Source organism: Metabacillus sp. KUDC1714 (assembly GCF_014217835.1).
Lineage (GTDB): Bacteria > Bacillota > Bacilli > Bacillales > Bacillaceae > Metabacillus > Metabacillus rhizosphaerae.
In genome coordinates this window covers 2,152,501-2,176,692 of sequence record NZ_CP055263.1, presented here as the reverse complement: position 1 = coordinate 2,176,692, position 24,192 = coordinate 2,152,501, and the positions used below count along the sequence as shown (strand labels likewise).

Here is a 24,192-nt window from a genome sequence, read left to right as displayed (position 1 = left end):
AGCCCCTATTTTACCCTTTATTACTCACACTAAATTCTTTTGCTTTATTCGTTGCATTAAATTCGCTAATTTTACCTTTGACTGTTGCGATAATCGCTTCTTTTCCAGGTGTTGTTATCGCCCGATGATCATAAACTTCGCTATCATTACTCAATCTATCCCGAACAGCTTGCGTCCACGCTTGTAAGCATTCAGTGTTAACATTGATTTTAGCGTGACCTAATTCAATTGCTCGATTTATTTGATAAGAGGGTATACCAGAACCTCCGTGAAGAACTAGAGGGATACCTGTCCATTCTGAAATCTGCTTCATTTCATCGAAGCCAAGCTTTGGTTCACCTTGATATGGCCCATGAACAGATCCAAGCGCTGCCGCTAATGCGTCTATTCCCGCTTCTTCAACGATACGCAAACACTCTTTAGGATTTGCATATTTCACTCCACCTACAAGTCCATCTTCGATACCACCCACAGTGCCTACCTCTGCTTCAACAGATACTTGCTTAGTAAGAGCATAATCAACAACTTGTTTGGTCATTGCAATATTCTCGTCAATAGAGTAATGGGATCCATCGATCATAACTGACGTAAATCCAGCATCTATTGCCTGCTTACATCTATCAAAGCTCATTCCATGATCTAAATGTAAAGCAACTGGAACTGTAATAGACATTTCTTCCATAAGTGCTTTTACCATTGCAGCAATTGTTTTAAACCCACCTAGGTAATCAATAAGTCTATCAGAAGCCGCAACAATAACAGGTGCACCTTCTTCTTCAGCAGCTTGTAAGATTGCTTGTGCCCACTGTAAGCTATTTATGTTAAATTGTCCTACAGCATATTTACCTTCTTTTGCTTTCAGAAGCATTTCTTTCATAGAGACTAATGTCACGTTGATCACCTCTCTTCTTACAAAAATCCTATTGATAGCGTAATTTTAGCAACCATCTAATTGAAAGATATTTATTTGGCAGCTATCCCTAGATCATAATGCTTTGAAACAACTTCAAGTGTTGTTTCTTTAGCAGTTTTAATTGCTTCTTCAGCGCCTAACTTATAATATTCTGGTCTGAATATTTCAACTGAAACAGCTCCTGAATACCCTTTTTCTTTCAATATTGAAAGCATACGATCTAAATCAATTGCACCTAAACCAGGCCACACTCTATCTTCATCAGTTAAGAAGCCAATTGGAAAATCTTCAGTATCATCAATATGCAAAATAAAAATTTTAGAGATATCAGCTTTATTAAGATCGGCAAAATCAGATCCCATCGCATGGAAATGGAAGCAATCAAAAACTACTCCAACATTTTCACGATTTACAGCCTCAACAATATCGTACGCTTGCCCGAATGTATTAACTGTACATTGTGGATGACCAACGAATTCCAATGCTATTTTAACTCCATATGGTTCGGCAAGATCAGAAAGCTCTTTTAACACTTCAACACAACTATTTTTTATATCTTTTTTCAAGATCTTTTCTTCGGTAACTAATGGCACCGCTACAATATATTGAGCTCCTATCTTTTTAGCAACCTCCAACATATCCTTATATTCATTAATAATATTCTTATATCCTGCTTCATCACGATTATTGAAGAAAACTAAGGCGTTTAAAGCTAAAGGCTTAATATGATTTGTTTGAAAATAATTAGCCAAATCATCAATTGAGTGATCTTTTAAGTACTCTGGCAATTTGTCCATCGTACGGATTTCAATATAATCATAACCGTGTTTCTCACAAAATTCTAAGTCCTTTGCAAGATTAGAATTTTCTAATGTAGTAGCTTCATTAAAACATAATTTCATAGTTATGCCCCTCCTTAGATTTGATAAATAATTTAGTATTTAGATTGTTTGATACTGGTTATAGAAATCTGGTTTTTCTACAAGCGAAACAACTTCCTTCTCACCTGAATCCTGTGCTTTAATCGCTGCATCTGCAGTTACAGCTGCAATATATCCATCCCATGAAGTTGGTCCGTTTGGCTCACCTGTTTTCTTAATTGAATCCATGAAGTCTTGTAATTCTTTATCATACGCATCAATAAATCGATCCTTCCAATCATTTAACACGTTCGTACCAAATGTAGCATTTTTGCGGAAGGAAATACTTTGGAACTCTGGTAAGCTTACAATTCCTTCATCACCAATTACCTCACACTGAATGTCATATCCATACTTACAATTAACAAATATTTCAGCAGTGATGACAATACCACCATTTGTTTCTAATGTTACAATTTGTGGATCTTTAAGATGCTCTAATGCATGCTTTGATTTCTTCGGATAAGTAACCTGCACTGTTTTATAATCATCATTGACTAACCAATGCAGAACATCAATTTCATGAATTAACGTATCATGAATAGCCATATCAGTTGTATAGTTTTCACCTACTTCTGGATTTCGGTGTGCACAACGAATCATTAAAGGTTCTCCAATGAAGTTGTTATCAATCGCTTCTTTTAATTGTACATAACCGCTATCATAACGGCGCATAAAGCCTACTTGAACAAGGCGCTTTCCATGTTTCATTTCAGCTTCGACAATTCTCATGCACCCTTCTCCTGTTGTCGCAAGCGGCTTTTCAACGAATACATATTTCCCTGCTTCAATTGCAGCCAATACACTTGCTTCATGTGCTGGGCCCCAGCTTGTTACCAGAACAGCATCAACGTTTTCAGCTGAAATAAGAGCTTTATCATCAGGATAAACCGCTGCATCTAATTCAAATCTTTCAACGACATCTTTTGCAGAAGCTTGGTTAACATCAGTCACGGCGACAATTTCCCCACCGGATAATTTATTTTGAATACGCTTAATATGTTCTCTACCAATTGCACCAGTACCAATAACTCCAAACCTAATTGTCATTTTATTTCCTCCACTGATTTTGTCTTTGTATTCGTTTATGTTTCTTTGATTACGCCAAAGCTGTTTTTTTAAGTATTTTTTCGTCTATATATTTTCTTGCTATCAAAGCATATTCCAATGGGTGGGCAATGGATGGATCTTGTTCAGCTTCAATTACAACCCATCCTTGATAGTTGTAATCCAATAAAACTTGGTATACTTCTGTAAAATCGATACATCCATCACCTGGTACAGTAAACATGCCATTTAAAAAGGATTGTAAAAAGGAATGACCATTGTCCTCACATTGTTTTAAGATTGTTGCTCTCACATCTTTAAAATGAACATGTTTGATACGTTTAATGTGCTTATTTAATAAAGCTGTATAATCACCATCAGACACGTAAATATGACCTGTATCATAAAGTAAATGTACATGTTTTGGATCTGTATGTTCCATAAGGCGATCAATTTCCTCGATTGTTTGAACACCAGTACCCATATGATGATGAAATACTAATTTTAAGTCATATTGTTCAGCGATTTTCCCAAGTTCATTTAGTCCTTGGCATAATCCAATCCATTCTTCATCAGTGAATGTCGGTTTTTCAGTGAAGACATTCTTATCTGTACCTTGGATGCTATATGTTTGTTCAGATACAACTGCTACAGCTGCATTTACTTCCTGTAAATAAGCACAATGCTTATGAAATTCTTTAGCTACCTCTTCAAGCCCATCACGGATAAGAAAACTACTAAACCATTGACCAGCTATACGTAAGTTTCGCAGCTTTAGCTCTTTATTTAACACCTTTGCTTCAGGAAAGAAACCACCAACTTCAGTACCTTGAAATCCAGCTACAACGATATCGCTTAATAGGTGTGACAATGTATTTTCTTTTCCAATTTCCGGAATGTCATCATTTCGCCATCCAATAGGAGCAATGCCCCAACTAATCTTTTGATTACTCATAACTATTCACCCCTATTAGTATTGCTTTGCATTTTTTAACTTTTGTTGTTTTAGTTCAAAAGTCTTTTGGACTCCTTCTTGATTAGACACCTCTGGGAATCCTAAATTCCACCAACTACCATCATATCCATCTGTCATTGTCTTTGGGAGCACTTTCATTTCAATTAAAGTTGATCGATCTTGGTTCTTCGCATCTTCTAAAGCAGTTTTTAATTCTTCTACAGTATTTGCACGATATGCTTTAGCGCCATATCCTTCCGCAACTTTTGCATAATCAATATTCATAATTTGATTGTCATCTGTTCTGAATTCGCAATTGAAGCTACCATTACCAGAATCCATTTGTAAATTATTAATACAGCCATATCCCGAGTTATCGAAAAGAAGCACATTAATTTTTTTATTGTATTGAATAGCTGTAATAAATTCCGAATGAAGCATAAGGAAACTTCCGTCACCTACTATTGTGTACACTTCTTTTGTCGGATCAGCTAATTTCAACCCCAAGGTACCTGAAACTTCATACCCCATACATGAATAACCATACTCAAGATGGTACGTATTTGGAACTTCTGAATGCCATAAACGTTGTAAATCTCCTGGAAGAGATCCAGCCGCACAAATAATGATACTATCAGGTTCAATCGTGTCATTAATTGCTAACAATGCTGTCGTTTGTGCTAGCTCCGTATTTAAAGCATCTGCATATTCATTTAATTTTTCTTGTGAGAAGTGATTTTTAATTTCAGGATCAAAATTCTCTCTATTAAATGTCACTTTACTTAAGCGATCACGTTCTATTAACCATTCCTCTTTTAATTCAGTGATCAAATCGCCAAACTCACTCGTATATCCCTCTAACATTGGAATTAACGCTTCAAAAGTTGTTCTAGCATCAGCAACAACTGGGAATGCATCTAATTTATACGCTTGCATCCGACTAACATTAATGTTCAAGAATTTTGTTGTTTCAAAGTTAAATAGTGTTTTAGAAGCCGTTGCGAAATCTGTAAACCTTGTACCAACACCAATAATTAGATCTGCCTGTAAGGCTGCTTTATTGGCCGCTTGAGTGCCTGTAATACCTAGTCCGCCTAGATTATTTATAAATGAGGATTCTACAGCTGATTTACCTGCTTGCGTTTCTACCAATGGAATATTATATCTCTCAGAAAATTCTATTAAAGATTCCCGTGCCTCAGAATACTTTACGCCACCACCAACAACAATTAACGGCTTTTTACTAGCCTTGATTAGCTCTGTTGCACCATTTAATTCACGTTCAGTTGGTAACTTACGATCGATGTAATGAACTCGTTTTTCAAAGAATTTTACATCATAATCAAATGCTTCACCTTCAACATCCTGTGAAATACAAACCGTTGCAGGACCTGCCTTTGCTGGATCTGTCATCACTTCGAATGCGCGAATTAAGCTTGACATTAATTGCTCAGGACGAGTGATACGATCCCAATATCGCGACAACGGTTTAAGTGCATCATTTGTTGTTATTGCAATGCTGTGTTCTTGTTCGACTTGTTGCAAGACTGGATCAGGTTGGCGTGTAGCATAAGTGTCTGCAGGCAACAATAATACAGGAATGTTATTAGCAAGGGCTGTACCTGCTGCAGTTACCAGGTTGGCTGAGCCAGGACCACTTGAAGTTGTAACGGCATATATTTTTTTACGTAGCATTTGTTTACTATAAGCGATCGCCGCATGTGCCATTCCTTGTTCATTTTTCCCTTGAATAATCTTCAAATGACCTGGATCTTGTTCAAGTGCCTGGCCAAAGCCCAATACATTTCCATGGCCAAAGATATTAAAAATACCTTCGACAAAAGGAAATTCATCGCCATCAATATGAACATATTGTTGATTCAAAAACTTGATTAAAGCTTGCGCTGTTGTTAATCTAACCGTTTCCATTTTTTCACCTCTATGCTATTGAAATTGTTTCGTTTTTAGCAATTAATTGTTCAATTTCTTCTACTGTTGGCATAGCTTCTGATGAGCTATGCTTACTCACTACGATTGATGCTGATGCACTGCCGTATTTTAAAGCTGTTTCAATATCTTTACCTGTTATTAAAGCACATAGGAATGCTGATGCGTATGAATCCCCAGCACCAAACGTTTTCAATACATTTGTTTTGTATGCTAGACCTCTAAATACCTCTCCAGATTTAGTGTAGGCAAAAGAACCTTCTACACCATGTTTAATGACGATTAACTCTGGAGAATGTTTGAACAAATAGTTGACTGTATTCTCATTTTTACCTTCTATTTCGCTATTTTCCATTGCATCGTATTCATCACGAGTACCAATGACAATATCTGCTTGCTCTGCTACTAAAGAATAATAAACAGCTGTTTCTTCAAGGGATTCCCAAGAGTATGGACGGTAGTCTAATTCAAAAATAACTTTTACATCATTCTTTTTCGCTAGATTTACTGCTTTTAATATTGCTTCACGTGAAGGACTTTTAGACAAAGCCGTACCTGAGACAAGCAAGACCTTCGATTTATTAATGTACGCTTCATCCACTTCAGATGGAGCCAAATAAAGATCTGCAACATCTTGTCGATACATTAAAATGCTGCACTCTTCTGGACTTTTAATCTCTGTAAATGCTAAACCTGTTTTATGCCCTTCTTTATCTACCACAAAGTTAGAAGTATCAATACCAACATCACTCATATATTTCTCGATAAAACGTCCATGTTGATCATCGGAAATTTTACCGATAAATCCGGCTTTTAAACCTAGCTTAGAACTTCCAATTGCAATGTTTGCTGGAGAACCACCGACATACTTTGAAAATGTCATTGTTTCTTCCATAGGGCGGTTATATTCCACTGCATTTAAATCTATACAAGCTCGACCAATTGCAATAATATCGAATTCTTTTTCAGCATTAAAATTAATTTTCATCTCAAAAAACAACTCCCTTTTTTAGCGTTTTAAAATCCATTCATGATCAGGATCATTGTGGAACTTCCAAATTCGCTTTGGTCCTGCCATAACATTTAAATAATAGGACGTATAGCCTTCAGGTACACCTACAGGGTGGTAACCTACAGGTACGATGACAACATTACCGTTTTCTACAGTCATCGTCTCATCCAAGGAACGATCATCTGTATAAACACGTTGAAATACAAATCCTTGCGGCGGGTTCATTTCGTGATAATATGTTTCTTCTAAAAATGATTCCTGCGGCAAATTATCTTGATCATGCTTATGTGGAGGATAGCTAGACCAATTTCCACTTTCAGTAAAAACCTCAACAACTAGTAAGCTGTTTGCTGATGGATCTGAATCTGGTAGGATGTTATGCACCATTCGCTTGTTGTTGCCTGTTCCTCGTTGTTCGACACCATTTTCTGAAGCACTAATCAATCTTGTTGGTAATTGTTTTTCCGAAGGTGAGTAGCATAAAGCTACACGCGCCCCACTAACTGCCTCTACATCAAAAATGTGATCATTTGATACATACACACTATCTGTTGGTTGCTTTTCAAATACAGATTTGCGAGTCCCTATATTTTCATATGTAACATCCCTATCTGAAACATTTATCTTCCCTGTTACTGCTACAATACAACATTCTTGCTTCCCTAATTCCTCTGTATATGTAACACCAGGAGCTAAATCTATTATTTTAAAGCCTACATATTCCAACGATGAATTTTCTGATGTCACATCATGTACAAGTGTTACACCTTGTGCAATTTCCTGATTATTTGGTTTGCGAAGCAATTTACTCATTGCTATCTCCTCCTTTATTGGATTTATTGTAGTAAGAAAATTCTATATTCTGCTTTTTAATAAATTGACATTCTCTGAAATCGATTTCATTGTTACTTATTTTTAAAGAATAGGTGTTATCTAATCTTTGCAAGTTTAATAATCTCTCCTTCAGAATAATAATACAAACGCTTTCAGTCAACAATTTTTCAAAGTGTTTTACTCTTAAAAAAAGACTATTCATCTTCTATATGCTTATTTGTATGAAATTACATACAATTATCGCTCCATTGGACTAATGTAATTGTTTTGGTATCATTTTAGCATTATATTACTGCAATCGATTTCAGTATAGAAATTACTTTTATCCAACTTAAACAACCTAAAGGTATTGAATCCTTAATAAAGATGTATCCTTATCAGTATATTCTGCCTTTCTAGACTTATTCAATCTTTAAATAATTTGATTTTTAATAATTTTATAATAACATTAACCTAAAGCGCTTTCAATAGCTTATTTTAATTTTATATTCGACATAACCAGGTTCGATCTTGTTTTAAATAGCACTTATTATTATATTCTAGAAGTGTCCTTACTTATTCAATTGAATAAGCAAGAACTAGCCCCTCATAAAATGAGTTATAATTTTCCTGTTAAGAACTGCGCTTCGCCTACTCCAAAACTCCAGTCTGCGTCCCCATTTTCCGTAATAGATACCATTAAGTCTTGAGGAGAAATGCCACACTCAGACTCAAGTTGGCTTGCTAGTAAAGCATATAACAGCTCCTTTTGACTCGTAGTCCTAGTTTTGCTAACGATGCTTATAATGACTAAATTTTTACTTCGATTAAAGCCCAAACCTGTATCTTCAATTATAAGTTCATTAGCTGGATGCTGATGAACAATTTGATAACGGTCCCTTTCCGGTACTTTAAAAGCTTCCACCATAGCATTATGGGCAACATCCAATAATTTTTTTAATGACTTTTCATCGCGACCCTCTATTAAATCAAAACGTAATAATGGCATGTTTTAGTTCCTCCTTAGATTAATTAAACCTATTTTTTTCCCTACTTCATTTCAATTCAAATTATCTGAGATTACAAGTTGAATATCGTGCCTCTTTGTATATTCTTGGTAGCTTTCACTTGGGGCTTTATCCGTTACAATATAATCAACTTCATCCATATCACAATAGGTCATCAAGGCATATTTATCAAATTTACAATGATCAACCAGTAGAAAGACTTTTGAACTCTTTTTAACGACAGTTTGCTTTATCTCACTTTCAAGAGGAGAGGAATGAGTCACTCCATTTGAGATGGTGATACCAGTTGAAGCCATGAAAGCCTTGTTAATATTATAGGATTTTAATAAATCCATATTTTTCAAACTAACAAATGATTTTGTTTTACGATCAAATACTCCACCAGTTGAAATGACATTTAAATTATCATATGGAAACGATTTAAAAATAAAGTCGAGATTATTTGTAATGATCGTAACATTCTTTGCCTGGAGGTGCTCCACCATTTCTAATGTAGTCGTTCCTGAATCAATATAAATGATATCCCCATCCTCAACAAAATTTGCAGCTGCCCTAGCAATTGACCTTTTTTGTTTTTGATTGCGTGTCTGCCTTTCGTTAAACGATTTAAGTGTTGCATGATTTGCAGCTACCCCACCGTAAACCTTTATTATTTTCCCTCGTTCAACCAACTGCTGAATATCACGTCGAATCGTGTTTTTAGATACATCAAACACTTTTACAAGCTCATCTAAAGATACAGTATCATTGACAAGAACATAATCCTGTATTTGTTCAATACGTTCTGTTTTTATCATAATTACCCCTCTTGAATGCATTTATTTTCACTTTTCATGCGACTAGAAGCGTACTTCTACTATTACTATAAGTGTTTTTTTATATTCTATCAAGAGTTACCCAAAACTTCACCATTTATTTTCATGTATTGGTCAATTTCTTAATCTATTACACAATTATCTGAAAGACTAACTGCTATCTATCACTAGTTTAGAATAGTGATAATACTGGTAACATCTCCATAATTCGTAATGATTTTTCTATTATTATCTAAAATTATCGATAAAAATTCTGAAATTTCTATTGACTGAAAGCGCTTTTAATAATATGATCAAAACATTCATAAGTAACCAAAAAATAATCAACATATAACCAATATGTTTCAAAAGGAGGAATTATTTTGAATAAACAGGTCAAACAAAACTCGTTTTTACTCAAAGTTATCTTAGTCTCCACATTTGGCGGGCTTCTCTTCGGTTACGATACTGGTGTTATCAACGGTGCGTTGCCTTATATGTCCGAAGCTCTAAATCTTAATTCCTTCACCGAGGGTCTTGTTGCAAGTTCACTTCTTTTTGGTGCCGCACTCGGCGCAGTGTTCGGTGGTCGACTTTCAGATTTTAATGGCCGTCGCAAAAACATTCTATATCTAGCTGTGTTATTCTTTATCGCTACACTTGGCTGTACACTTGCTCCTAATGTTACTGTTATGGTAATCTTCCGTTTCTTATTAGGGGTTGCTGTAGGGGGCGCTTCAGTAACTGTTCCTACCTACTTAGCGGAAATGTCACCTGCAGAGAGCAGAGGTCGCATGGTTACTCAAAATGAATTAATGATTGTTTCTGGACAATTATTAGCCTTCATCTTTAATGCTATACTTGGCAACACAATGGGTGACAATGATCATGTTTGGCGTTACATGTTAGCTATAGCAGCTCTACCAGCTATTTTCCTATTCTTTGGCATGATTAAAATGCCTGAAAGTCCACGTTGGCTTGTATCAAAAAGAAAAAACAATGATGCTTTGCGAGTTCTTAGACAAGTACGTGAGGAAAGTCGAGCTAAATCTGAATTAGCTGAGATTAAGTCTGCTTTTGTCGAAAAATCAGAAATTAAAAAAGTAACTTTAAAGGATATGGCTGTACCATGGGTACGCAGAATCTTATTTATCGGAATTGGAATTGCAGTTGTGCAACAAATTACTGGTGTAAACTCGATTATGTACTATGGTACTGAAATTCTTAAAGATGCTGGCTTTCAAACAGAGGCTGCGCTTATAGGTAATATTGCCAATGGTGTAATCTCAGTGTTAGCAACTTTCGTTGGGATTTGGCTGCTTGGTAAAGTTGGCCGTCGACCAATGCTAATAACTGGTTTGATAGGAACTACGACTGCACTCCTACTTATTGGAATATTCTCACTTACACTTGAAGGATCTCCCGCTCTTCCATATATTGTTTTAGCATTGACAGTCACATTCCTTGCTTTCCAGCAGGGTGCCATTTCACCAGTAACATGGTTAATGCTTTCTGAAATTTTCCCTTTAAGATTAAGAGGTCTTGGTATGGGAATAACTGTTTTTTGTCTCTGGATGGTAAACTTTTTCATCGGTTTGATGTTCCCTGTTTTACTTGATAAGGTCGGTTTATCTACAACCTTCTTTATATTTGTTGTTCTTGGACTTGCAGCAATCACATTTGTAAAGAAATTCTTGCCGGAAACTAAGGGATTAACACTTGAGCAACTAGAACAATACTTCCGTAATTATAAGAAAGAAGATAATTCAACTACATTAAACCAATTAAATAAAATGGCTAAGTAGTCCAAAAATATAAAGCGCTTTACTTTTCAACAAAAATAATTAAGCCAGATAAAAAAGGCGTTCATTAAGAAAATAAACCACCTTAATGAACGTCTTTTCTTTATTACAACAGAATTAAAACCACGTTTATACCTTTTTTACAAATTCAGATTTTAATTTCATAGCTCCAAATCCGTCAATTTTGCAATCAATATCATGATCTCCATCAACTAAACGTATATTTTTTACCTTTGTACCTACTTTTACAACTAATGAAGTTCCTTTAACTTTAAGGTCTTTGATTACTGATACAGAATCGCCATCGTTTAAAACATTCCCATTTGCATCTGTAATATCCTTACTACCTTCACTATTTTCAACTTCTAATTCTACAGACCATTCATGGCTACATTCAGGGCAAACAAAAAGACTTCCATCATCGTATGTATATTCTGAATTACATTTCGGACAATTTGGTAAGTCTACCATAATTCCAATTCCTCCATTCGATATCCTTAAATCCACATTAATTATTATCAATTCCATCAATTATAACTTAGTATCAATCTCAATTTCAATTTCATTTCGGCGCCCCATATACCACTTATAAAATGAGTCAGCAAGTACTAGTGGCACATCATCAACACCAGCATGCTGGACCGGTTTGGCCCGATTGATAGTTCCAATAATTTATTTCTAATCCATTGTGCTATATATACTTTTATTTAATTTATTCGTCCAGGAAGATTTCTTCAAGTGATGGTTCTTCTACTTCTACACGAAAGACATCTACGTTACACTGATTAAATGCTCGAATCATATCAGCAATTTTCTTTTCATCATCAATTGTAATAGTGACATAAGGATCTTTTATTTCCAGATCTGTCCCAACTGACTTCAGCCACTGATGTAATTTTACTTGTTCAGATTTAGGCATCGAAGAATGCTTGAGTCTAACAGTGATCTTCGACCTATAGAAGTTTCTAAGTTCATCCATTGTACCAATTTTGACAATCTGCCCTTCCTTCATAATCGCAATTCTTGTGCATATTTTTTCCACTTCATCAAGATTATGAGATGTCATGAAAATAGTCTTGCCCTTTTTGTGTAGCTGATCGATCAGCTTATGGATTTGGATCACAGATTCAGCATCGATACCTGAAGTTGGTTCGTCAAGAAAAATCAGTTCGGGGTCATGGATGATGGCTTGTGCAATACCAAGCTTCTTTTTCATACCAAATGAAAATTTCGCGGTTTTTTTATGAGCATGAGCCTTTAGACCAACAAGTTGGAGCACTTCCATGCATCGCACTTTTGCTACTGGCTGACCCGAAAGCGCAGATAGGAATTTTAAATGCTCTATCGCGGTTAAAGATCCATAGAAAGTCGAGTAATCAGGCATGACCCCGATTCTCTTCTTAACTTGATTATTTGGGCCTTTTACACCTAAAAGTGTGTATGCTCCAGAGCTAGGTTGAATAATGTCTGTTAACATATTAATGAAAGTCGATTTACCAGCACCGTTGCGACCTAGAAAGCCGAAGATTTCCCCTTGTTCCACAATAAGGTCAATACCCTTTACAATTGATACTGCTCCAAACGACTTCTTAAGCTGTTTTGTTTCGATGGCAATCATCAGAATGACCTCCTGTTAAGAATTAGGTGCGCCATAAAAAGCATGACACCTGCAAATAAAAAGATCACAATAAAGGTATAGTCATTTCTCTCTAAATAATAAAATGGTGTGATAAACTTTATCCAACTTACCCAAATGTTCGAAGTAAAGGTTACCCAAAACCCAAATATAGGAAAAGACAATCCAACTAAAACTCCAAGAAACATGGTATATCCAGGCTTAAGAATTAAGACTGAAAGCAGAATTGTTAAGGCTATGTAACATGTTAATAAACTAATTGTCTGTAAAAAAATAAAAATATCAATCTTATGTGCAAAAATACTGATAAGTAAAAAGGAAACAGTCACACAAACGAACCAAAATAGCCAAATACCTAAGAACTTACCATACAGAATAGATGTTCGTGAAGTTCTTGTTACTAAAAATCGCATCGTACGATCATTTGCCTCACGGTTTATGCTATCGTGAGACAAGCTCATTACAAATAATAGCCCCAAGGTTAAGATAAGCATCAAAAGACCAGCTGTGTGAATATTTTCAGCTTCCTTTGAAGAAAATTCAATTTCAGACATAAACACATTTGAAAACTTTGCTGAATAATAGGAGGTAATAAATAAAATCGCAATCATAATGATTGACCTTATTCCCTTGAATAAGTTAAAAAACTCTCTTTTACTAATGACGTACATAACTGATTTCTCCCTTTCAATGTTTCATTCGTATTTTGGTTCTTTTGATATTCTGTTTACTTCTGCTATCAATCTATAACGATTATACTTTTTCTATCTTAAACCTCCTGAAACTCTACCTTAATTTTTCCTTAATTTCTCTTTTTTTCATGACTGAATGTTATCATTACTTATATACCAGATAGAATAGGAGCATCAAAATGCAAGAGACACGATTATTAATCGTCGATGATGAACAAGCAATTTTACATATGTTAACCACGATTTTAAAAAGAGAAGAATTTAAACATATAGATACCGCTTCTAATGCAAAAGATGCACTTTTATTTTGTCAATCGAAACGATATGATTTAATTTTTTTGGATGTGATGTTGCCAGATCGCAGTGGTTTTGAAATTTGTCCCTTGATTAGGGAAAGGACAGATGCACCCATTTTCTTTCTTACAGCAAGATCAACAGATTTGGACAAACTTTCAGGCTTTGCATTAGGTGCAGATGATTATATTACTAAACCATTTAATCCCCTGGAGGTGGTCGCAAGGGTAAAAGCACATTTACGCCGTCATTCAGGCAAGATCTCAAAAAGCTCGCAATCAGTCTATCAATATGGAAACATACAAGTAAATACTCTCTCTGGAGAAGTTAATATCAAGGGCAAAACTGTAGCATTGACTGCACAAGTTTACCAGTTATTTCTTTTCTTCTGTCAACATCCAAATCAACTTTTTAGTAAAAGTCAGCTTTATGAAAAAGTGTGGGGGGAAGAATTTTTAGGAGAAGATAATACCGTCATGGTTCATATTCGAAAACTTCGGGAAAAAATTGAGAACGACCCCAGTAAACCGCTATACATTGTAACAGTAAGAGGCCTCGGCTATAAGTTTGTTCCAAATGGTGGTAGACATGAACATCAATAAACGATTTCTTGTACAGTTTTTTATACAATTAATCCTTATTTTTAGTATATTTCTCTTTGTTTTCTTGTCCTTCTGGGCGATTATTGGCTTTTCGATTATGAAAGATGAAGCTAATCAAGATTTATCCAAAGTAGATAGCTATTTTTTTTCTGACTTGATTACAATACAGGGTGAGAAAGTAAAGATTGATGAAGAATTAAAACAACTAGTAACGAATCAGAACGGCTGGATCCTTATCCTAACAGTAAAAGGGAATATTATTGGATCGTACAATGCACCGAAACAAATACCCAAACATTTTAAAGTAAGTGAACTAGCCTCATTAATTCTACCAAATGCCCCTGCCACTGTGGAATATCAGTATTGGAAATTAGATGAAACATCTCCACAGCCCTATTTTCTTTTATTCGGTAGAAAAAGGTTAGAGACCAATATATTAAACGAGATTAAGGCAGATCTCGATTGGAAAAATCAGAATCTTAATCTTTCCAAATCTAGTCTTCAACAAATTGAAGCAGAAAAGGTTTGGGTCCAATTAATCAATTCAAACGGAGAGGTAGTGGATGGATATGGTACGAATCAAGAGCCGGTCACTTACTCAACGGAAGATCTGCACACCCTTCCGAAAACTAAAGATGATTCTGTTGCAGCGTACTATGATGCAGAGTCTGAACAGACGATTATGGTGGGTGTACAGGAATCAAATTCAGCCTCAAGTATAGAAAATGGCCTGTTTAAAACGATTAGTAATAGTATTTTAATCATTTTTATAGGGTTATTTCTTGTTTTGTTAATCGTTACCTTTTGGTATGCACGTAAATTTGGTGTTCCGTTGATTACGATGATGAAATGGATTCAAAATCTTGGCAGTGGTCTTTATGAGCAGCCTTTAGATTTGCATCAAAGGCCAATCTTATTGAATAAAGAGGGGAAATTAAAAAGGAAGTACCGTCTGTATAAAGATCTAATTGCAACCCTATCACAATTAACAGCGGCTTTAAAAGAAAACGAAGCACAACGTCACAAAATGACTCAAACACGGGAAGAGTGGATCAGCGGTCTTTCCCATGACCTAAAAACTCCCCTCGCCTCCATATCTGGTTATGCTCAGATGCTTGAAACTGAAAACTACTCGTGGACAGAAAGAGAGACAAAAGAGTTTGCTGGAATCATCGTCGAAAAGTCAGCATATATGATGGAATTACTAGAGGACCTAACATTAACCTACCGATTGAAAAATCAAGCTTTACCCATTACAAAAGAACAAGTCGACATTAACGACTTCATCCGTCGGGCTATTATCCATTTCATCAATGATCCGGCTAACAACGATAAAGAATTTATTTTTCATCCATACAATGGAGATGCTTTTGCACCAATTGATCCAAAATGGTTTCAAAGGATTATAGATAATCTGATAGCGAATGCCATTAAGTACAATCCTTCAGGCACTGCAATTACAGTATCCATTTCGCCTATCGAACAACATCTTTTGATCATTACGATCACAGATAATGGCAAAGGAATGGACAATGAAACACTCGATAAGCTCTTTCAGCGGTATTACCGTGGAACCAATACAAGCGATACTAGCAACGGAACTGGCCTAGGGTTGACCATTGCGAAACAATTGGTCCAGCTTCACGGTGGATCAATTAATGTAAAAAGCGCACCTCATAAAGGCACAACCGTTCGAATTATTCTACCAATCTAAATAGATGATAATGAAAGGTTTCCCCAAAAGTAACAACATTTGGGGAAACCTAATTTTATAGTAAAACCAAATTTATTTATTAACATTAAAAGAAATTTGGCCTTTTTTGTAACTCTTTAAAAGTACACGATACTAATTCATTTAGTTTATCTTAAAAATCCAGTCAAGCTTGGATGAAACCCTCCCGCAATACGTTTCGTAAAAATGGGCTCGGTTCACCTACACTGTAAAGCTGCAAATAATGCATAGCACTAGTGCAGGCAGTGTAGAAAACTCTACGTAAGCTCTCATCACTGTATACATGCTCCGATGCATCATAAATGATGACAGCATCGAATTCGATACCTTTAGACAAATACGACGGTACTACATCCATAAATATTAATAAACATAATAAGCTAGAAACACTTCGCACAATTAAATGGCACTTCGAGGAACAAAAAATTCCTGCATATTATATTAATACACAGGAATTTCAATCAAAATTTAATATAAATTATCAGACTTTATATTAAATCAACAACAAAAATCTGCAAATATCCCCTTGATTACTCCACCGTAACACTCTTCGCAAGATTACGTGGTTTATCAACATCACAACCACGATGTAATGCAGCATAGTAAGAGATCAATTGTAATGGTACAACTGCTGCAAGTGGTGATAATTGTTCATGAACGCTTGGAAGAACAAAACGATCGTCTTCTTCTTCTAGGCCCTTCATTGTGATTATACAAGGATTAGCTCCACGGGCTACAACCTCTTTGACATTTCCACGAATGCTTAGGTTAACATGCTCTTGTGTCGCTAATGCAATAATTGGAGTACCATTTTCAATTAGGGCAATTGTACCATGCTTAAGCTCTCCGCCTGCAAAACCTTCTGCTTGAATATAAGAGATTTCTTTAAGTTTTAGAGAACCTTCAAGTCCTACGTAGTAATCAACAGAACGTCCAATGAAGAATGCGTTACGTGTTGTAGAGAGATATTCGCGTGCAATAGCTTCCATCTCTTCTTTTTGATCACAAAGAACCTCCATAGCATTTGCAACAATTCCAAGCTCTTTTGTTAAATCAAATTCTAAAGAACGTCCTTTTCCATATGCTGCAACAGCCGCAAGAATAGATAATACTGCTAATTGTGCAGTGTACGCTTTTGTAGATGCAACAGCAATTTCAGGACCTGCATGTAATAACAGCGTGTAGTCAGCTTCACGAGATAATGTTGACCCTTGAACATTTGTAATCGTTAAAGCTTTGTGACCAAGCTCTTTAATCTGTACTAATACTGCACGACTATCTGCTGTTTCTCCACTTTGTGAAATAAAGATAAATAGTGGGTTATCAGAAAGCAATGGCATATTGTATGAGAATTCACTTGCGATATGAACCTCAACTGGAATTTTCGCCCAATTTTCAATAAATTGTTTTCCAACTAAACCTGCATGGTAACTAGTTCCTGCTGCAATAATATAGATTCGATCAGCTGCATTCACAGCGTTTACGATTTCAGCATCAACTGTTAAACCACCATCTTCATTACGGTATTTCTCAATAATTCTTCTTGTGACTAAAGGCTGTTCATCTATTTCTTTTAACATGTAGTGAGGATAAGTGCCCTTTTCAATATCGCTTGCATCAAGCTCTGCTTTATAAGGGGCACGTTCAATTACATTACCTTGTAAATCTTTAATTGTAACAGACTCACGTTCAACAAAAACCATTTCTTTGTCCATAATTTCAACATATTGGTCAGTTACTTGTAACATTGCCATAGCATCTGACGCAACCACGTTAAAGCTGCCATCACCTAAACCAACAAGCAGTGGACTTTTGTTTTTTGCTACATAAATCATATTAGGATTTTGCTCATCTAATAATCCAATCGCATAAGAGCCTTTTAAGACTGATAACGTTTGACGGAACGCTTCCTCAACCTCTAATCCATTTGCTACAAATTTTTCAATTACTTGAACAATTACTTCTGTATCTGTATCACTTTTCAGTTGAACATCTTGTAAATATTCACGCTTCAAAATAGCATAGTTTTCAATAACACCGTTATGCACAAGGGTAAATCTACTAGTAGTACTTTGATGTGGATGTGCATTTACTCGGCTAGGTACACCATGTGTTGCCCATCTTGTATGACCGATTCCTGTTGATGCTTCTACTTGTTCATCAACACACTCACGTAGCTCAGCAATTCGACCCTTTTCTTTGAAAATGTGCACACCTTCATTATTCATTGCTGCAATTCCTGCAGAGTCATATCCACGGTATTCTAATTTTTCTAACCCTTTTAATAATATTTCCTTAGCATCTTGTTTCCCAATATATCCAACGATTCCGCACATATTCGTTTCCTCCCATAGCGTGTAAACTAGGGACAGGAAGTCATTTTCGGAGACATTCACTGTCCCCTCACACATGTTTTTAATTTTGGAAGGCTACGCTTCTCCCTTTGTACAAAAAGTTACCTCTTTGGTTTAAGGAAAAACTTACGGTTGTAACCAATCAACCGGGAGGCATCCGCCGAAATTTCGATAACCTCCATCCTCGTCAACTAAGTTATTTTCGATCCCTTAGTTCAGGCGCTTTAAATTGTCAATCTTCTTTACTATGCCCCTTTCTATCATAAATAAAAATACAAAGTTAATAATACAACATAATAAAATAAACCGTCAATCAATTTATACCCTACTCTAACAATTCTACTTGAATTGCTATACATATATGATATGTTCGAAAATGTAACATGTTAATAAAAAAGGCGGGTTACCCCGCCTCCTTCTTACTCCAAGCCCATCTCTTGTTTGACTATGTCTACAATTCGCTCAACATATTCACGACATTGTTCTTCTGTTGGAGCTTCTGCCATAACACGAACTAATGGCTCTGTACCTGAAGGGCGAACAAGGATACGACCATTACCATTCATTTCTTGTTCCACAGATTCAATAATCTCTTTCACCTTTTCATTTTCTGTTACTCGATATTTATCTGTTACTTTTACATTAATAAGTAATTGTGGGTATTTTTTCATTTCACCAGCTAGCTCTGATAATTTTTTACCGGTTAGCTTCATAATGTTCACAAGTTGTAATCCGGTTAGAAGTCCATCGCCAGTTGTATTATAATCAAGGAAAATAATATGACCTGATTGTTCTCCACCAAGGTTGTAGTCATTTTTCTTCATTTCTTCTACTACATAACGGTCTCCAACAGCTGTTGGGATACTGTTAATTTCATGTTCCTCAAGGGCTTTATAAAATCCTAGATTACTCATAATAGTCGATACAACAGTATTTTTCTTTAGTCTTCCTTCACTGTTTAAAAACTTTGCACAAATATACATGATTTGATCGCCATCAACGATCTCACCATTCTCATCGACAGCAATCAAACGATCACCGTCACCATCAAACGCCAAACCGATATCTGCATTTTTCTCCTTCAAAAAGGCTGCTAATGCTTCTGGATGTGTTGAACCAACTCCCGCATTGATATTTAATCCATTTGGAGATGTACCCATTGTCGAAACATCTGCATCTAAATCAGCAAACAAATGTGTAGCAAGTGATGAAGTAGCACCATGTGCACAATCCAATGCCACATGAATACCAGTAAAGTCTTCATCAACTGTTTGTTTTAAGAATTGAAGGTATTTTTGTCCGCCTTCAAAATAATCGTTTACTTGTCCTAAATGTTCCCCTATTGGTCTTGGTAATGTATCTACTTCTTGATCCATTAAGCTTTCAATTTCAAGTTCCTGCTCATCTGATAATTTATATCCATCTGGACCAAAATACTTGATACCATTATCTTGTACAGGGTTATGTGAAGCAGAGATCATAACTCCTGCTTGTGCACCAAGTGCCTTCGTTAAAAATGCTACACCTGGAGTTGAGATAACACCTAAACGCATTACTTCAGCTCCTATAGAAAGGAGACCTGCTACAAGAGCACCTTCAAGCATATGACCTGAAATACGAGTATCTCGTCCGATTAATACTTTCGGTCTTTCCGTATCTTTTGTTAATACATAACCACCAAATCGGCCAATTTTAAAGGCTAACTCAGGTGTTAATTCACTATTAGCTACTCCTCGTACTCCATCTGTCCCAAAATACTTTCCCATTGGTTTCGCTCCTTTATTTAATCTGCCTTATGAGGCTGAAGAAATTTTAACTTTCACTTTTTCATTTTCTAATGACCATGTTATATTTTGCGGGCCGTTTACCTCAACATCTACCTCATGCTCACCATCACTAAGATCTGATAAATTTATATATAATTCTATATCAGATGATTTTATATCCTTAATAACATTTGATGCCCCATAAATCTTAACATCTTGTGTTCCTGTCTCTGGTTCAATAAACTCAAGATTCTTAGCCTCTGATAATCCTACAGCTTTTATCTCTTGATCTGTAAATGCCTTTTCTTCTTGTTCATCAACATCTACATTAATCTTGAGCTTTTCAGGATTTATCTTTTTTATTCCTTCGGGTATCGGCACAGCAACTTCTATTACAGTATCTTTATTAATCTTACTAAGGTCTACTGTAACTCCATCGATAAATTCAAGCTTATCCAAAACATCCATAGGACCAAAGACGGTGATTTCCTTTGGGTCAGGTTCAATACTTGATATACTTAAACCCTTTTTAAGCTCGCCCTCCCTTATTATTTTAAAAGGTAAGGATTTACTTGGACTTTTTATCGGAACTGTGACATCAACTACTGTTGGTTCCACTTCAACGGGAAGGATATTCCCATCACTATCATATATCGTAATCCGAGATTCACGGTTAACTGTTTCTTCCGCATTTTCTAGGTTTACAGCAGCTTTCACGCTGGATATTCGATCAATTAATTCTTTAGAAGCTGTCACACGAATGCTGTTTGGATTCACAATTGGTTGATCAGGCGTATAACCTTCCTCAAGCTTATCCTCATTTAGAAAATCAACTTCGACCTGAAAATCTTTAGTTACCTTCTCTTCAATTGTAACTGTGATAACTGAAGGAGTAATACTTGCCTTTAAGTCTTCAGATAGGTTTTTAATTTTAAGCTTAACTCGATGAGTTCCAATTGATAATTTAGTCAAGTCTGCATAAACCTCAAAATCTCTAAGCTGCCTTGCCTTTGTTAATGAACTTGTTGCACCTTCTAAATTGACATTAACCGATTCAGTTACACCTGTTACAACAAGGTTTTCTTGGTCAAAGTATGTTACAACCGGTACTTCTGTGACAGTAGCCTTGTCCGCAGTAGGTGATTGCGATAATGGTGTCGATGGCTGATTAACAGAAGGAGCTGATTCAATATTAACCGAAGCATATAACATCAACGCCATAAATAAAGCAATAACCCTCATCACCCAATGGCTATTCATCAACTTATCCATTTTTCTTTCCCCTCCATTGCCAACGGTTTGAGGAAACAGGTTTTGTTGTTATAATTAACTCTTTTTGAAGAATTTCTCTTAATTCATCTTGAGTTAAGTTTCGATGAAGCTCACTATTTCGAGCAACTGAGACACTTCCTGTCTCTTCAGAAACGATAATTGTTAAACTATCTGTCACCTCACTAATCCCTAAAGCGGCTCGGTGACGTGTCCCAAGTTCCTTAGAAATAAACGGGCTTTCTGATAGAGGTAGATAGCAAGCTGCTGCTGCAATTTGATTCTTTTGAATAATAACTGCCCCGTCATGAAGTGGTGTGTTAGGGATAAAGATGTTAATCAATAATTCAGACGAGATCATTGAATTTAATGGTATTCCAGTTTCTATGTAATCGCTCATCCCTGTTTCTTTTTCAATTGACATTAACGCACCAATGCGTCGTTTTGCCATATAGTCTGTTGCTTTCACAATTGCTTCAACGGTTATTTCAGGGTCATCCTCTCCAGGTAAACCACCTCGAGAAAATAATCGTCCTCTTCCTAGCTGTTCTAATGCTCTGCGCAGCTCTGGTTGGAAAATAATAATAATGGCAAGAAAACCCCATGTTAAGGCTTGATCCATTAACCACTGTAACGTGCTTAATCCTAAGTATTGACTTAACATGCGGACTACAATTATTACAGTAATTCCTTTTAATAGCTGTACAGCCTTGGTTCCCCTTACGACCATAATCAGTTTATAGATAACGTACCACACAAGGAGAATATCAACAGCTATGCCGAGGTAATGCAATATTGGTATATCCTCATATCCCATTCACTCGTCCTCCATGAGTTTCACTCTTTAATATATAAAAACGTAAATGTCGTCATCAATTAACCAAGAAATATGAAAAAATGAAGTATGTACTAGCTACATTAATATAACTACTTTATCAGAGTAAGCCTTATATTAAATTGTTGAAGCTGTATTCATCAATTTTCTAAGCAGGATGGTATACCTAAAAATTAGCTTAGTTCAACCCCGCCTCATTCATATATAAGTTTTGTTGATAACTATGTTATTATATCACTTTCTAAAAGAAAATGTAAAAAGGCCACCGTATTGATGACCTTGTGTTTAACGAAAAACTCCTACAACATCCTGAGAAAGAGATTTTATATGGTACCATAACCATTCAAACATCTCATCTACTTCCTCTATATCCCCGGTTACTTGTCCTGCTGCTGCCATATAATTCTCTCCATTAATTTCTCCATTAATCACAGTTACATCACCCTCAATTTTACCTTCAATCGTTAAAGAGCCGTTTTTCACAATCACATCGCCCTTGACAACCTCTCCCTTTGGAACGGTGACCTTACTGTTCTCTACAACTAGGTTTGACTGTTTAGAGACGCTAAAGTGCTGATCCTCATGCCAGGCTGAAAATAGACTTCCTGTCATCAGAAGAACAAACAATGAGGCGGCAGCCAATAGTGGGTGACCTTTTAACAAACGATTCCAGGAAGCTGTTCGCTTTTCCTTTGGTAGATTATTCATAACAGCTTGTGTGAAATCCTTTGGAGCTTCAATATGGGATGTACTTTGGACAAGCGCAACAGCCTTTTCAAGCTCATGAAAATGTTGATAGCAACTCTCACAGGTGTGAAGATGGTCTTTCACCTTAATTTCTTCATCACTAGATAATTCATGATCCATATATTTATGCAAAAGCTGAACAAACTCAGAAGAACAGCTCATATATTCTCACCTCATTATAAATGCCTTAATTGCTTTCTTAGGGCTTCTCTCCCTCTGTGAATCCGTGTTTTGACAGTACCAATTGGAATGTCGAGAATTTCACTTATTTCTATTAATGATAGCTCATCAATATACTTTAAGACAATAACTGTTCGATACTTATCAGGGAGCTTTAAAATTTCTTTTTGAATTGTTTGTTGTAGTTCCATTGTTTCAAGTTCTTCTTCCGGTAAAGCTATTTCAGCAGCTACTTGGGAATACATCGTTAATCCATCTGTTCCTGACACCTCTGCATCAAGATAATAATCTGGCTTCTTTTTTCGAATACGATCTATTGATAGATTTGTTGCAATTCGGTATAACCATGTCGAGAATTTTTTATTCATATCATACGTATGAATATTTACAAATGCTCGAATAAAAGCTTCTTGTGCAATATCCTCTGCTTCGTGCGCGTTTCCGAGCATTCTGTAGCATAATTGATAGATTTTATCCTTGTACAAATCAACTATTTCCGCAAATGCATTTTGATCGCCTTTTCTAACCTGTTTTATTCGATTCTTTACTATCGTTTCCATTCAACATACCTCCGCACTCTGCGGGTCTCTTTATATACGTATAACTTTCCATTTGGTTTCATTTTATTTACATAAATTATTTTAACAAATTTTGGAGGTTATTGGTGATAAATTTTCAATTAATTATTAAGACGAGCAATAAATCAGGACTACTTGAAATAGACCTCTTCGTTATTCATAAAAACTATCACCAAAAGCACGTTATTCTAGTATTTACAAATAACAAAAAACCACAAACATAAGTTTATGGTTTGAATTTTCATATAGTATTGGTGGAGCCTAGCGGGATCGAAC

Annotated in this window: 22 protein-coding genes, 1 tRNA gene and 1 pseudogene (1 of these 24 only partly in view); 4 read left to right on the top strand and 20 right to left on the bottom strand. The window is 35.9% G+C overall.

The features are described 5' to 3' along the window. Positions 1-10: 10 nt before the first annotated feature. From fba to HUW50_RS10335, 9 genes are all read right to left on the bottom strand, one after another. Positions 11-892 (bottom strand): class II fructose-1,6-bisphosphate aldolase, encoded by an 882-nt coding sequence (gene fba / locus HUW50_RS10375; protein WP_185653884.1) that lies wholly within the window; start codon positions 890-892, stop codon positions 11-13. Positions 893-963: 71 nt separating this feature from the next. Next, positions 964-1,815 carry a 2-keto-myo-inositol isomerase gene (iolI, locus tag HUW50_RS10370; RefSeq protein WP_185653883.1) on the bottom strand — a complete coding sequence of 284 codons (852 nt, stop codon included), beginning with the start codon at positions 1,813-1,815 and terminating at the stop codon, positions 964-966. A 39-nt stretch (positions 1,816-1,854) separates the two neighbouring features. Continuing rightward, positions 1,855-2,883: a bifunctional inositol 2-dehydrogenase/D-chiro-inositol 1-dehydrogenase gene (locus HUW50_RS10365; protein WP_066332355.1), complete on the bottom strand. Its 1,029-nt coding sequence runs from the start codon at positions 2,881-2,883 to the stop codon at positions 1,855-1,857. Positions 2,884-2,932: 49 nt separating this feature from the next. Then, entirely contained in the window at positions 2,933-3,835 is a 903-nt protein-coding gene (gene iolE / locus HUW50_RS10360) for a myo-inosose-2 dehydratase (protein WP_066332358.1), read from the bottom strand. Positions 3,836-3,850: 15 nt separating this feature from the next. Further along, positions 3,851-5,764, bottom strand: a complete 1,914-nt coding sequence (iolD, locus tag HUW50_RS10355; protein WP_066332361.1) for a 3D-(3,5/4)-trihydroxycyclohexane-1,2-dione acylhydrolase (decyclizing) — start codon at positions 5,762-5,764, stop codon at positions 3,851-3,853. Positions 5,765-5,774: 10 nt separating this feature from the next. Continuing rightward, on the bottom strand, positions 5,775-6,770 hold the full coding sequence (iolC, locus tag HUW50_RS10350; protein WP_066332365.1) for a 5-dehydro-2-deoxygluconokinase: 996 nt from the start codon (positions 6,768-6,770) through the stop codon (positions 5,775-5,777). Between the two features lie 21 nt (positions 6,771-6,791). Continuing rightward, complete coding sequence (iolB, locus tag HUW50_RS10345; protein ID WP_066332367.1) at positions 6,792-7,607, bottom strand: 5-deoxy-glucuronate isomerase; 816 nt, start codon at positions 7,605-7,607, stop codon at positions 6,792-6,794. A 619-nt stretch (positions 7,608-8,226) separates the two neighbouring features. Next, the gene (locus HUW50_RS10340) at positions 8,227-8,616 is read right to left on the bottom strand and encodes a tautomerase family protein (protein ID WP_185653882.1); all 390 of its coding nucleotides are present in this window, start codon (positions 8,614-8,616) and stop codon (positions 8,227-8,229) included. A gap of 51 nt (positions 8,617-8,667) precedes the next feature. Then, entirely contained in the window at positions 8,668-9,432 is a 765-nt protein-coding gene (locus HUW50_RS10335) for a DeoR/GlpR family DNA-binding transcription regulator (protein ID WP_066332375.1), read from the bottom strand. Positions 9,433-9,812: 380 nt separating this feature from the next. Here HUW50_RS10335 and HUW50_RS10330 point away from each other — a divergent pair, with 380 nt between their 5' ends. Next, entirely contained in the window at positions 9,813-11,234 is a 1,422-nt protein-coding gene (locus HUW50_RS10330) for a sugar porter family MFS transporter (protein ID WP_185653881.1), read from the top strand. A 126-nt stretch (positions 11,235-11,360) separates the two neighbouring features. On the opposite strand, the gene HUW50_RS10325 is transcribed toward HUW50_RS10330, so the two are convergent. From HUW50_RS10325 to HUW50_RS10315, 3 genes are all read right to left on the bottom strand, one after another. Further along, a complete protein-coding gene (locus HUW50_RS10325) occupies positions 11,361-11,702 on the bottom strand; it encodes a zinc ribbon domain-containing protein YjdM (RefSeq protein WP_185653880.1) in 342 nt (113 codons plus the stop codon). Between the two features lie 241 nt (positions 11,703-11,943). Further along, positions 11,944-12,849 (bottom strand): ABC transporter ATP-binding protein, encoded by a 906-nt coding sequence (locus tag HUW50_RS10320; RefSeq protein ID WP_066332397.1) that lies wholly within the window; start codon positions 12,847-12,849, stop codon positions 11,944-11,946. After that, positions 12,849-13,538: an ABC transporter permease gene (locus tag HUW50_RS10315; protein ID WP_066332405.1), complete on the bottom strand. Its 690-nt coding sequence runs from the start codon at positions 13,536-13,538 to the stop codon at positions 12,849-12,851. The genes HUW50_RS10320 and HUW50_RS10315 overlap by 1 nt, the downstream gene beginning before the upstream one ends. A gap of 200 nt (positions 13,539-13,738) precedes the next feature. Between HUW50_RS10315 and HUW50_RS10310 the strand changes: the two genes are divergently transcribed. After that, positions 13,739-14,455 (top strand): response regulator transcription factor, encoded by a 717-nt coding sequence (locus HUW50_RS10310; RefSeq protein WP_185653879.1) that lies wholly within the window; start codon positions 13,739-13,741, stop codon positions 14,453-14,455. Then, a complete protein-coding gene (locus HUW50_RS10305) occupies positions 14,442-16,169 on the top strand; it encodes a sensor histidine kinase (RefSeq protein ID WP_185653878.1) in 1,728 nt (575 codons plus the stop codon). The genes HUW50_RS10310 and HUW50_RS10305 overlap by 14 nt, the downstream gene beginning before the upstream one ends. Before the next feature lie 163 nt (positions 16,170-16,332). Here the strand turns inward: HUW50_RS10305 and HUW50_RS27055 are convergent. The 7 genes and pseudogenes from HUW50_RS27055 to sigW all read right to left on the bottom strand — a co-directional run. Then, positions 16,333-16,539 (bottom strand): annotated as a pseudogene (locus tag HUW50_RS27055) (hypothetical protein); the annotation flags it as partial. A 178-nt stretch (positions 16,540-16,717) separates the two neighbouring features. Beyond that, positions 16,718-18,523 (bottom strand): glutamine--fructose-6-phosphate transaminase (isomerizing), encoded by a 1,806-nt coding sequence (glmS, locus tag HUW50_RS10300; protein WP_066332414.1) that lies wholly within the window; start codon positions 18,521-18,523, stop codon positions 16,718-16,720. 437 nt (positions 18,524-18,960) lie between these two features. Then, positions 18,961-20,307, bottom strand: a complete 1,347-nt coding sequence (gene glmM / locus HUW50_RS10295) for a phosphoglucosamine mutase (RefSeq protein WP_066332418.1) — start codon at positions 20,305-20,307, stop codon at positions 18,961-18,963. 27 nt (positions 20,308-20,334) lie between these two features. Further along, the gene (locus HUW50_RS10290) at positions 20,335-21,579 is read right to left on the bottom strand and encodes a CdaR family protein (RefSeq protein WP_066332424.1); all 1,245 of its coding nucleotides are present in this window, start codon (positions 21,577-21,579) and stop codon (positions 20,335-20,337) included. Then, positions 21,572-22,393 carry a diadenylate cyclase CdaA gene (gene cdaA / locus HUW50_RS10285; RefSeq protein ID WP_066332432.1) on the bottom strand — a complete coding sequence of 274 codons (822 nt, stop codon included), beginning with the start codon at positions 22,391-22,393 and terminating at the stop codon, positions 21,572-21,574. The genes HUW50_RS10290 and cdaA overlap by 8 nt, the downstream gene beginning before the upstream one ends. 303 nt (positions 22,394-22,696) lie before the next feature. Beyond that, positions 22,697-23,320 (bottom strand): anti-sigma factor family protein, encoded by a 624-nt coding sequence (locus HUW50_RS10280; RefSeq protein WP_066332439.1) that lies wholly within the window; start codon positions 23,318-23,320, stop codon positions 22,697-22,699. A gap of 14 nt (positions 23,321-23,334) precedes the next feature. Further along, positions 23,335-23,898: an RNA polymerase sigma factor SigW gene (gene sigW / locus HUW50_RS10275; RefSeq protein WP_066332443.1), complete on the bottom strand. Its 564-nt coding sequence runs from the start codon at positions 23,896-23,898 to the stop codon at positions 23,335-23,337. A gap of 104 nt (positions 23,899-24,002) precedes the next feature. Between sigW and HUW50_RS10270 the strand changes: the two genes are divergently transcribed. Then, positions 24,003-24,140, top strand: a complete 138-nt coding sequence (locus HUW50_RS10270) for a hypothetical protein (protein WP_157094387.1) — start codon at positions 24,003-24,005, stop codon at positions 24,138-24,140. Between the two features lie 28 nt (positions 24,141-24,168). On the opposite strand, the gene HUW50_RS10265 is transcribed toward HUW50_RS10270, so the two are convergent. After that, positions 24,169-24,192: transfer RNA gene (locus HUW50_RS10265), tRNA-Ala, on the bottom strand (it continues 52 nt past the right edge of the window).